Source organism: Pseudomonas sp. JL2 (genome assembly GCF_031570495.1).
GTDB classification, from domain to species: domain Bacteria; phylum Pseudomonadota; class Gammaproteobacteria; order Pseudomonadales; family Pseudomonadaceae; genus Aquipseudomonas; species Aquipseudomonas rhizophila.
The window spans coordinates 1-10,267 of sequence record NZ_JAKUDH010000045.1 but is presented as its reverse complement, the minus strand read 5'-3'; the positions used below and the strand labels follow the sequence as shown (position 1 = coordinate 10,267).

Below are 10,267 nucleotides of genomic sequence, written 5' to 3'. Positions count from 1 at the left end.
GGTGTCCAGAATTACTTGACCAGTTCAGGCTCGCTCCCACAGGGTTATTCGTGGCAGTTATAAAGCGATCGGTTTGCGCCCGGCAAACGAATGCGCCAGCGTCCCGCCGTCCACCAGTTCCAGCTCGCCGCCCAGCGGCACGCCATGAGCGATGCGTGAGGCGATCAGGCCCTTATTGTTGAGCAATTGCGCGATGTAGTGGGCGGTGGCTTCGCCTTCGACCGTCGGGTTAGTGGCGAGGATGACTTCGGTGAAAGTCCCGGCCTCTTCGATCCGCGCCATCAGTTGCGGAATGCCGATGGCTTCCGGTCCCAGGCCGTCGAGCGGAGACAAATGCCCCTTGAGCACGAAATAACGGCCGCGAAAACCGGTCTGCTCCACGGCGTACACATCCATGGGACCTTCCACGACGCATAGCAGGCTGTCGTCCCGACGCGGGTCGGCGCATTGCGGGCAGAGGTCGTCTTCAGTGAGGGTGCGGCATAAACGGCAATGCCCTACCCCTTCCATGGCCTGGCTCAGGGCCAGAGCCAGACGCGAACCGCCGCTGCGATCACGCTCAAGCAATTGCAACGCCATGCGCTGAGCAGTTTTCTGACCCACACCCGGCAAAGTTCGCAGGGCGTCGATCAGTTGGCGAATCAAAGGGCTGAAGCTCATGGAGGAAATGTCCGACATAACAACGAGACGCGGTTTATACCCGCGCCTCCGATTAGCGTCAAATACTCAATCCTGCGCCACCCGCACCACCAGCTTGCCGAAGTTGCGCCCTTCAAGCAGGCCGATAAAGGCCTGTGGGGCATTCTCAAGGCCATCGACCACGTCTTCGCGGAACTTGACCTTGCCGTCACGCACCCAAGGCGCCATGGCGCTGATGAACTCCGGCTGACGACCACTGAAATCGTCGAACACGATAAACCCCTGGATCCGCACGCGCTTGGTCAGCAAGGTGCGCTGCAATTGCGGCAAGCGATCCGGGCCGCTAGGGGCTTCATGCTCGTTGTAGGACGCGATCAGGCCACAGAGGGGAATCCGCGCCTTGGCGTTGAGCAGCGGCACCACGGCGTCGAACACCTTGCCACCGACGTTTTCGTAATAGATGTCGATGCCCTTGTCGCAAGCCCGGGCCAGTGCCTCGGCAAAGTCATCGCGCTTGTGATCGACACAGGCGTCGAACCCCAACTCGTCGACCACGTACTTGCATTTCTCGGGGCCGCCGGCCACACCGACCACCCGCAGGCCCTTGATCTTCGCCACCTGGCCGACCACCGAGCCGACTGCGCCCGAGGCCGCCGCGACCACCAGGGTTTCCCCGGCCTTGGGCTGACCGATCTCCATCAGGCCCATGTACGCGGTCATGCCCGGCATGCCCAGCACACCCAGCGCCATCGACGGGCTGGGCAGCCCGGACGGGATCGGAATGACATTGCGGCCATCGCTGACAGTGTGGCTCTGCCACCCTGTAGCGCCCACCACCAGATCCCCCTCCTGAAACTTCGGATGCATCGAACGTTCGACCCGGCTGACAGCACCACCGGTCATCACCTCATCGATTTCCACCGGCGCGGCGTAGGAAGGTGCGTCGCTCATCCGTCCGCGCATGTAAGGGTCCAATGAGAGAAACAGCGTCTTGAGCAGGATCTGCCCCTCCTGCAGCTCCGGCAACGTCACCTGCTCCAAACGGAAGTTGTCCGGGGTGGGAGCACCTGTGGGGCGGGAGGCGAGGACGATGCGCTGGTGGGTGGTCGATGCTTGTGACATGGAAGCGTCTCCTTGATCGTTGAGTGGCACTTACAGGAAGCAGACCATTGCCGGCGGGGCGGCGTTCGATGTTTGTTCAGTGGGTACTGGTGGGAGCAAGGCTTGCCCGCGATGCAGACGCCTCGGTTCGTCGCAGCGGCGCGTCATCGTTCATCGCGGGCAAGCCTTGCTCCCACAGGTAAAGTTTCTAGCGCACTCGCCTTGTGACACAAACAAAAATGCCAGGCGCGATGCCTGGCATTGTATGTAGCCCATCCCGATCGGGATGGCGAGTCAGAACGGCAGTTTCATGCCCGGCGGCAGTTGCATGCCAGCGGTCATGCCGGACATTTTGTCCTGGCTGTTGGCTTCGATCTTGCGCACTGCGTCATTGACGGCGGCGGCGAACAGGGCTTCGAGCATTTCCTTGTCGTCTTCGCTCAGGCCTTCGACCACGCTCGGGTCGATGCTCACGCGCTTGATATCGTGGCGACCGGTCATGACCACGGTCACCATGTCGCCGCCGGACTTGCCGGTGACTTCGGCGTTGGCCAGTTCTTCCTGCATCTTGGCCATTTTTTCCTGCATCTGCTGCGCCTGCTTCATCAGGCCGGCCATGCCACCTTTCATCATGGGAATCACCTCGAAAGTACTTGGATAAACACCGCGCCCGGCCCGTTCGGCCTGACGCTTTCAGTTATGAGCCCTGGGTCACCGGGGCCTCGACAGGTTCGATAGTATCGTGACGGACCACGGCACCGAACTGTTGCATCATTTGCTGGATGAACGGATCACCGTGGATCGACTCCTCGGCTTCGCGCTGACGGTCGGCACGGCGGCGGGACGCGGCCTGGGCCGGCGTCTCCTGCTCAGGCTTGATCAGCTCGATGCTCAGCGTCAGCGTGCGCTGGTGATACTGGTTCAGTGCATCGTTGAGACGGCGCTGCTGCGTGGCGTTGAACAGCGCGCTGTGGGCCGGGTCCAGGTGCAGCAGCCAGTGGTCGCCCTCCACGGAGATCAGCGTGCAGTTGGCGGCAATGCTGCCGGTCATGCCGGTAATCGGCAGTTTCGGGAACAGCTCCAGCCATTGCAGGGCCAGCCCGGTAGCCGGCATCGCCGCCGGTTCAGGCTCGGGCTCCGGGGCCGGCTCGGCGGCGTGCTCGCTGGCCAGTTCATCCAGATAGCTGTAGGCCGAATCCATGTCCGGTTCGATGTAATCCTCGTCCAGTGGCGGCTCATCATCCAGGTCCATGCCCGGTGTGGCGACATCAACGTCCGCCACCGTGGGCTCAGGCACCGGTGCAGCCACCCACTCGGGCGCGTCGGGCACCACGCTATCGGGCGTAGGCATGGGCATCGGCGGCAGTTCGGGTTGCTCGGCGACGGTTTCCAGCACCGGCTCCACCGTGGGCTGCTGGACGACCTGAGCCTCGACCGGGTCGTTCCAGGGCAGGTCGACCACTTCTTCGGCAACCGGCTGCGGCAACGCCTCGACGACAGGCTCGGGCTCGGGCTCAGGCGCCGCGACGACAGGCACCGGGGCCGGTTGCTCAACCGCTGCCGGGGCAGAGGCCACTGCCGGCGCAACGACGGGCGCGGCAGCCACTGGCTTGGCGGAATCAGCTGTGGCCTGGCTGATCCCCACTGGCTTTAGCGGTTGCCTCGGGGCGTTGTCCGTGTCGGCTGGCCGGAACGCGAGCATCCGCAGCAGCACCATTTCGAAACCACCGCGCGGATCCGGCGCCAGGGGTAGGTCGCGCCGACCGATCAGCCCCATCTGGTAGTAGAACTGCACGTCTTCGGCCGGCAGCGCCTGAGCCAGTGCCAGCACCCGATCGCGGTCGCCATGACCGTTGTCGACACCCTCGGGCAAAGCCTGGGCGATGGCGACACGGTGCAACACGTTGAGAATTTCCGATAGCACGCCATTCCAGTCCGGCCCCTGCTCGGCCAGGTGACGCACCGCTTCGAGCAACGCCTTGGCGTCGCCGTCGATCAGCGCATGCAACACGTCGTAGACCTGGCCGTGGTCGAGGGTGCCAAGCATGGCCCGCACATCGGCGGCCATGACCTTGCCTTCACCAAAGGCAATGGCCTGGTCGGTCAGACTCATGGCGTCACGCATCGAACCATCGGCGGCGCGACCCAGCAGCCACAGCGCATCGTCTTCGAACGGTACATTCTCGACACCCAACACGTGGGTCAGATGCTCGACCACCCGCTCCGGGGTCATGTTCTTGAGGGAGAACTGCAGGCAGCGGGACAAAATCGTTGCAGGAAGCTTCTGCGGGTCGGTGGTCGCCAGGATGAACTTGACGTAGGGCGGCGGCTCTTCGAGGGTCTTGAGCAGCGCATTGAAGGAATGGCTGGAAAGCATGTGCACTTCGTCGATCAGGTAGACCTTGAAGCGCCCACGGCTTGGCGCGTACTGCACGTTGTCGAGCAGTTCACGGGTGTCTTCGACCTTGGTGCGGCTGGCGGCGTCGATCTCGATCAGGTCGACGAAACGGCCTTCGTCGATTTCCCGGCATACCGAGCACTCGCCACACGGCGTCGAGGTAATACCGGTTTCACAATTCAGGCACTTGGCGATGATCCGCGCGATGGTCGTCTTGCCGACGCCGCGCGTGCCGGTGAACAGGTAGGCGTGATGCAGCCGCTGGCTGTCCAAGGCATTGATCAGGGCCTTGAGCACATGGGTCTGGCCGACCATTTCGCGGAACGAGCGCGGACGCCATTTACGTGCAAGAACCTGATAACTCATCGAAAACCATCGCCACTGGAAAGCAGAAGCGGCTAATGCTAGCGGAGCAGGGGCGAAATTGCATCCGGTGTGCTCGTCTAATCTGTCTAAGCTTGGGTCAGGGGCCTGGTTGCCGACAGGATTTTGCACCATCAGGAGAGTTTATGCGTTCGGCCATGGGGGCTTTGCTGTTATTGGGTTCAGGGTGTTTTGCTGGCGAAATTCCGTTGCGTTTCGCCATTACCGATAGCTGGGCCATGCCCATGGTGCAGACTGAAGAAGGTCGCCCGATCCAGGGTATCATCCCCGAGGTAATGACCCGTCTGGCGGCCCAGGTGGGGATGCCGGCGCAGTTTCATGTGCTGGCCCGCGCCCGGCTGGACAATGCCATGAACCACGGCGAAGTCGACGTACGGTGTTATGTCACCCCCGAGTGGGTAAAGGATACGGGTGGCAATTACCTGTGGAGCGTCCCGCTGTTTTTCCAGCGCGACGTGCTGGTGGGCACGGCCAGCTCTCCCAAGGTGGTGACGCCCGCCACCCTGCCCCACCAGCCGGTCGGGACCGTCCTCAGCTATACCTACCCGACCTTGCAGCCGTTATTCGACGGCGGGCATCTGCGACGTGACGATGCACGCAGCCAGGAACAAGTCCTGGCCAAGCTTCTGGCCGGGCGCTATCGCTACGCGGTGAGCAATCAATGGGCGCTGGACTGGTTCAATCAACGACATCCCCCAGACCGGCAACTGCGTGCCGTGGCGGTTCTCCAGGAGCGCGTGCTGGGCTGTTATGTGCGCGATGATCAAAACATTCCGGCCCAACGCATTCTGCGCACCTTATTGAAGATGAAAACGTCGGGGGAAATCGACGCGATCATCCAGTCCTACACCGGACATAAAGAGTCGCCGCAAGCCGGATCCGATTCGCCCTGAACGTCCGACTGATGCTGCCATTGCGGCGGCGAAACAAATCCTTTCACCCAGCCAGGCACCTGGTCGGGTGGCATGGGCCGGGCGATGAAATAGCCTTGGGCCACTTCGCAGCCCAGGCGCAGCAGCAATTGACCATGCTCCAGGCTGTCCAGCCCCTCCGCCACCACCTGGCGCCCAAACGCCCTGGCCAAACCGATGACCGCTTCGGTCAGCGCCAGATCATCGCGGTCATTGAGTATGTCGCGGACAAAGGTCTTGTCGATCTTGATGGTCTGCGTGCGCAGGTGTTTGAGGTCATTGAGCGAACAGTATCCCGTGCCGAAACCGCCCAGGGAAAACCCCACGCCCAAGGCCTGGCACGCCTGGAGACAGGCGCTGACGTGGGCAAGGTTTTCCACCGCCAAGGATTCAACGATCTGCAGATCCAGCATGCGCGGCGACACCGCCGGGTGCCGTTGCAGCACCTGCCGCAACCGCTCGACGAAATCTGCCCGCTGGAAATGCCGCGCCGAGATATTGATGCTCACCGGCCAGACTTGCCCCGCGTGCTGCCATTGCTGCAACTGAATCAGCACCTGCTCCATGACCCACTCACCGATCTCGACGATCAGGTCGGTTTCCTCCACCAGCGGCAGGAACTCCCGGGGCGGTACCAGGCCCCGTTGGGGGTGTTTCCAGCGCAGCAGCGCCTCGAGCCCCACCACCGTGCCATGGCGCATGTTGACCTTGGGCTGAAAATGCAGGCGCAATTCGTTGCCGGCCATGGCCTGCCGCACCCGCTCGACGGTCTGGTAAGTGGCCCGCACTTCCTGGTCCCGGGACACGTCGAACAAATGAAAGCGATTGCGGCCGCTCTGCTTGGCCACGTACATCGCCTGGTCGGCGTGGCGCAACAAGGTATCGGCGTCTTCGTTGTCACCGGGAAACAGGGTGACGCCAATGCTGGCGAAAACCTTGATGGCCTTGCCATCAATGGCATACGGCATGGAGACGGCAATCAGCACCCGGTTCAACGCGGCATGCAATTCCTCAAGCCCGCATACATGGCGCAGTACCAGCACAAACTCATCGCCGGCCAACCGCGCCACCACATCCTCCCCGCGCACGATGCTGCGCAGACGCCGAGCGACCTCCACCAGCAACTGGTCACCACTGGCATGGCCGTGACCGTCGTTCACGGCCTTGAAGCCATCCAGGTCAAGCATGCACACCGCCAGGGGCAAGCTCTGCGCCCTGGAAAACTCCAGGGCCTGATCCAGCAGGTCGGACAGGTAGGTGCGGTTGGGCAACCCGGTCAACACGTCGTGACCGACCCGCCATTGCAGCGAATGCAATAGCTGACGCTTCTCGCTGACATCAAAACGAATCGCCAGATAGCGTTCGATCCGACCGGTCGCGTCGTCGATCACCGGCACCAGGGTGGTATCGACCCAATGCAGCGTACCGTCCTTGGCTCGGTTGCAGATCTCACCCTTCCAGACCTGCCCCAGGGCGATGGTGCGCCACATGGCGCTGAAGAACTCGTCCGGGTGCTGGCCGGAGTTGATCACGCGATGGTTAGCCCCCAACAGCTCATCGCGCGGGTAGCCAAAAAGCTTACAGAACTGGTCGTTGACGTAGGTAATGCGCCCGCTCAGATCGGTTTCAGAAAAAATCGCGGCGGCGTCAACGGCTCTGCGGTACTTCTTATCCATCGAAGCAGTCATCCATGAGTCAGGCTCATTTGTCGCGCGCGGTTGCACCGCCCCAGGACAGGCGAAAAATCAACTAGGCTCAAACACCTTGAGATACGCTGGAGCGCGGGCCGTGGCGGTGCTACCTGAAGGCGCCAAGCGTCGCCTTGTGTACAACAAGAAAACGCAAGGCTCGCCTTTTTCGCACATCCAGGCTTCTGAAGCAGGTCACCAAATGCCCGTGCCAAAGGCCGATTCTACGAAACACATCACATTTTGCAAAGCAAGGTGATGGATCATGCGGTTGCCTAATGCAAAAATCTATCGTTAAGTTCTTGATTCTAAATGGGAATTAAGCGATGCAAATTTCAAGTTTGGGTCCGGCCATCAGACGCTATCGCAAAGTAGCGGGGCTTACTCAGGCTGAACTTGGCGAAAAAACCGGTTTTGACCCCAAAACCATCAGCCGCTTCGAAACCGGCACCTACACCCCGAGCATGGAAGCCTTGGTCTTGCTTGCCGACAAACTGGATGTGCAGCTCAAAGCATTTTTTGCCGACATGGACGATGAGGACGAACAGCGAGCGTACCTGTTTGGTGTCATACACAGAGCCACCGCAAAGGATCTGGGGAAGCTGATTGCGGCGGTAGACCAGGCACTGTCGAAGCCTTGAAGCAGACATGAAAAAAGAGGAGTCCGGGCTGTCGGTGTGCGACGGATCGGGTTCCTCTTTGGCTTTTTTGCTTGTTCGCTGTCCGGCTCTATTGAAAGGCTACTGTCACAAATTCCGAAGTGTATCCATCCGATCATGCAAGACACGAATCACCGCAATCCCATAAGCCGTGATCCGAAAGTAAATCATGTGTCGTTCGACACTACGTCGGCGATAACCAGTTCGAACATGGTCACAGGCTGGAGCTATCTTAGGCTGCTGCGCCAGTTCAGAAAACGCCGCAATGATGGTATCAACGTATCGATTGGCCTGCGCCACGCCCCATCGTTGGGCGGTATAGGTCCAGACAATTTCAAGATCACGCTCGGCGGCAGGTGTAAGGCGGTATTCAGCCATGCGCTGTCAGCATTCTCTTCTTGAACGCATCGGGATCGAATGGTTGAGGTTTTCCACTGGATTCACCCTCTTTCAGGGCGGACCGGATAGCCTCAAGTTCAGCGCTACGCTCCTGCTCGCGCCGAATCAGATCGCGAATGTATTCGCTATCATTGGTGTAGTGACCCGCTTCGATCTGAGCCTTGATCCAGCCGTCTTGTTGGTCGGTGACGGTGATGGTTTTTCGAACGGTACCCATGATGAGCCTCCGGGAAAATGATCGACTCACGCAAAATTATCATACTATTGGTGCGATATCGAGAATGAGCACTGCAAAGGCCCGTACGCAAATCCTTTGCCCCCTCCAGTCAAAAAGCCCCACTGCGCAGCAACGCACTGGAGCTCTTTGCTTTCCATCAGGCAGCAGAAAATATCGACCGGTAATCGATCAACAAACAAAGTAGATAAGAAAATTCGACAAACCTTGCGAACGAAGGCCTGGGCGTTATGGAGGCAACCCCACCAGCCACACCCCGGCACACAATGTTCCCGCTGTGGCTGCTTCCTTCCGGATCTGACCAGGTTCACGGGTAATCGTTGCGGGGGGACCGATGGGGTCACCATAACGACGCCCGCCTGACGGCGAGCCGCGCCATTGTACCTATCTGACGAGAAGTTACAACCGTTCGCGCCGGATTAAAAAACTGAAGATGTTCAAGCACTTGCCTGTGAGAACAAAGCTTGCTCCCACAAGTCGGGCGGTTACAGCAACACCTCGTCAGCCCGGCCGCCCTCCTCCTGGATCACCAGATGGATGAAATGCAGCTTGGTGATCACCGCGGCGGGTACGACGAACGGGTAGAAATCCGGTTGGCCCATGCTGCGCGACAGTTCGTTGAGCATGCCGGCCAGTTCGATCCAGGCGTTGACGAACGAAAGAAAGGCCACGCCCCCCGTATGTTCGGGGTCGAACAAGGTCTCGGGCGGGAACGGCTGGTAGTCGAAATCCATTTCCCCGGCGCTCATACCAAAACCCAGGGCCGTGTCCACCGCGTCCATCATATGCAGGTAATGCGCCCAGGTTTCCGCCCAGTCTTCCCAGGGATGCATGGTGGCGTAGGCGCTGACGTAGTGGGTTTGCCAGTCCAGCGGCGCGCCTTGCTGATAGTGACGCTCCAGGGCATCGCAATAGCTGGCCCGCTCGTCACCAAACTGCTCGCGAAATGCATCGAGCCAATGGCTGTTGGCGATCAACCGGTCCCAGTAGTAGTGCCCCACCTCATGACGAAAATGCCCGAGCAAAGTGCGATACGGCTCGCGCATCTGCTGGCGCACATGCTCGCGGTGGGCATCGTCGGCCTCTTTGATGTCGAGCGTGACCAACCCGCTGGCGTGGCCGGTGGTCGGAGGCGTGCCATCGAGGTCGACGCCGATGAAATCGAAGGCCAGCCCCTCACTTTCACTGACGGTTTTTGGGATGACTGGCAAACCGAGGGTGATCAATTGCGCCACCAGCCGGCGCTTGGCGGTTTCGACCTTGCACCAGCGTTCGGGGTTTTCCGGGATCGACAGGTCGGGAATGGTGCGGTTCAAGCTGCAGGCGATGCACAAGTTGTCGTGCCCATTGGCCGGCAGCAGCCAATTGCAGGCCGCCGGCGTGTCGAGGTTGGCGCAACGGCGAAACAACCCGGCTTGTGGGTCGACATCCAGGGTCCAGGTGCCGGGTTGCTCGCCGGGTTGCAGGGACGACAAGCGGCTTTGCTCGGGCTGATAGCCCAACACCGCCTGGCAGGCCAGGCACTGGCTGTTGCGAAAAAACAGCGACTGGCCACAGCGACACGGCCAGATCTTGCTGTTACGCGAGCGATCGCCCGTAAAGGGCGCGGCGATGCGTGAACTCAGTTGCTCGAAGAAGCGGTACATGGTGATCTCCCAGGGGCCTGCAAGACTAGATCCCCCTCTGTGCGTGATCGTTCCCGGATGCTGCGCCACTGGCGCTCGATAAAAACGTGGCGAGGGAGCTTGCAGCCGTCCCATTGAGTTTGCCAGCTCTGTTAACTAACCGATAAACGGTCCCGCTCCCCCCCTTCAAACTGTCATTCCTGACAGTAGACGCAACACCCCATCCGC

At 60.6% G+C, this 10,267-nt stretch carries 10 protein-coding genes and 1 other RNA gene; 2 read left to right on the top strand and 9 right to left on the bottom strand.

Annotated features, from left to right (window positions below; translation table 11 throughout):
• Positions 1 to 57: 57 nt before the first annotated feature.
• The 4 genes from recR to dnaX all read right to left on the bottom strand — a co-directional run bounded on the left by recR (position 58) and on the right by dnaX (position 4,504).
• Positions 58 to 660: a recombination mediator RecR gene (recR, locus tag MKS85_RS28405; RefSeq protein WP_047227281.1), complete on the bottom strand. Its 603-nt coding sequence runs from the start codon at positions 658 to 660 to the stop codon at positions 58 to 60.
• Between the two features lie 66 nt (positions 661 to 726).
• On the bottom strand, positions 727 to 1,761 hold the full coding sequence (locus tag MKS85_RS28400) for an NADP-dependent oxidoreductase (RefSeq protein WP_139050725.1): 1,035 nt from the start codon (positions 1,759 to 1,761) through the stop codon (positions 727 to 729).
• A 273-nt stretch (positions 1,762 to 2,034) separates the two neighbouring features.
• Complete coding sequence (locus tag MKS85_RS28395) at positions 2,035 to 2,373, bottom strand: YbaB/EbfC family nucleoid-associated protein (RefSeq protein WP_003183512.1); 339 nt, start codon at positions 2,371 to 2,373, stop codon at positions 2,035 to 2,037.
• 64 nt (positions 2,374 to 2,437) lie between these two features.
• The gene (dnaX, locus tag MKS85_RS28390) at positions 2,438 to 4,504 is read right to left on the bottom strand and encodes a DNA polymerase III subunit gamma/tau (RefSeq protein ID WP_310663245.1); all 2,067 of its coding nucleotides are present in this window, start codon (positions 4,502 to 4,504) and stop codon (positions 2,438 to 2,440) included.
• Positions 4,505 to 4,647: 143 nt separating this feature from the next.
• On the opposite strand from dnaX, the gene MKS85_RS28385 reads away from it, so the two are divergent.
• Positions 4,648 to 5,415, top strand: coding sequence for a transporter substrate-binding domain-containing protein (locus tag MKS85_RS28385; protein ID WP_310663244.1), 768 nt, complete (start codon positions 4,648 to 4,650; stop codon positions 5,413 to 5,415).
• Here the strand turns inward: MKS85_RS28385 and MKS85_RS28380 are convergent.
• A complete protein-coding gene (locus MKS85_RS28380; RefSeq protein ID WP_173407152.1) occupies positions 5,367 to 7,109 on the bottom strand; it encodes a bifunctional diguanylate cyclase/phosphodiesterase in 1,743 nt (580 codons plus the stop codon). The genes MKS85_RS28385 and MKS85_RS28380 overlap by 49 nt on opposite strands.
• Before the next feature lie 338 nt (positions 7,110 to 7,447).
• Here MKS85_RS28380 and MKS85_RS28375 point away from each other — a divergent pair, with 338 nt between their 5' ends.
• On the top strand, positions 7,448 to 7,762 hold the full coding sequence (locus MKS85_RS28375) for a helix-turn-helix domain-containing protein (protein ID WP_047227171.1): 315 nt from the start codon (positions 7,448 to 7,450) through the stop codon (positions 7,760 to 7,762).
• Positions 7,763 to 7,867: 105 nt separating this feature from the next.
• On the opposite strand, the gene MKS85_RS28370 is transcribed toward MKS85_RS28375, so the two are convergent.
• The 4 genes from MKS85_RS28370 to MKS85_RS28355 form a co-directional block, all read right to left on the bottom strand.
• The gene (locus tag MKS85_RS28370; RefSeq protein ID WP_076385640.1) at positions 7,868 to 8,158 is read right to left on the bottom strand and encodes a type II toxin-antitoxin system RelE/ParE family toxin; all 291 of its coding nucleotides are present in this window, start codon (positions 8,156 to 8,158) and stop codon (positions 7,868 to 7,870) included.
• On the bottom strand, positions 8,151 to 8,396 hold the full coding sequence (locus MKS85_RS28365; RefSeq protein ID WP_047227170.1) for a type II toxin-antitoxin system ParD family antitoxin: 246 nt from the start codon (positions 8,394 to 8,396) through the stop codon (positions 8,151 to 8,153). Before MKS85_RS28365 ends, MKS85_RS28370 begins: the two co-directional genes overlap by 8 nt.
• A 258-nt stretch (positions 8,397 to 8,654) precedes the next feature.
• Positions 8,655 to 8,751, bottom strand: an RNA gene (ffs, locus tag MKS85_RS28360) — signal recognition particle sRNA small type.
• A gap of 148 nt (positions 8,752 to 8,899) precedes the next feature.
• On the bottom strand, positions 8,900 to 10,060 hold the full coding sequence (locus tag MKS85_RS28355) for a putative zinc-binding metallopeptidase (RefSeq protein WP_310663243.1): 1,161 nt from the start codon (positions 10,058 to 10,060) through the stop codon (positions 8,900 to 8,902).
• Positions 10,061 to 10,267 lie beyond the last annotated feature (207 nt).

Bases quoted from the DNA above. Each gene is read 5' to 3' on its own strand.
- recR (WP_047227281.1), bottom strand. From the start codon at position 660: ATGAGCTTCAGCCCTTTGATTCGCCAACTGATCGACGCCCTGCGAACT.
- MKS85_RS28400 (WP_139050725.1), bottom strand. From the start codon at position 1,761: ATGTCACAAGCATCGACCACCCACCAGCGCATCGTCCTCGCCTCCCGC.
- MKS85_RS28395 (WP_003183512.1), bottom strand. From the start codon at position 2,373: ATGATGAAAGGTGGCATGGCCGGCCTGATGAAGCAGGCGCAGCAGATG.
- dnaX (WP_310663245.1), bottom strand. From the start codon at position 4,504: ATGAGTTATCAGGTTCTTGCACGTAAATGGCGTCCGCGCTCGTTCCGC.
- MKS85_RS28385 (WP_310663244.1), top strand. From the start codon at position 4,648: ATGCGTTCGGCCATGGGGGCTTTGCTGTTATTGGGTTCAGGGTGTTTT.
- MKS85_RS28380 (WP_173407152.1), bottom strand. From the start codon at position 7,109: ATGGATAAGAAGTACCGCAGAGCCGTTGACGCCGCCGCGATTTTTTCT.
- MKS85_RS28375 (WP_047227171.1), top strand. From the start codon at position 7,448: ATGCAAATTTCAAGTTTGGGTCCGGCCATCAGACGCTATCGCAAAGTA.
- MKS85_RS28370 (WP_076385640.1), bottom strand. From the start codon at position 8,158: ATGGCTGAATACCGCCTTACACCTGCCGCCGAGCGTGATCTTGAAATT.
- MKS85_RS28365 (WP_047227170.1), bottom strand. From the start codon at position 8,396: ATGGGTACCGTTCGAAAAACCATCACCGTCACCGACCAACAAGACGGC.
- MKS85_RS28355 (WP_310663243.1), bottom strand. From the start codon at position 10,060: ATGTACCGCTTCTTCGAGCAACTGAGTTCACGCATCGCCGCGCCCTTT.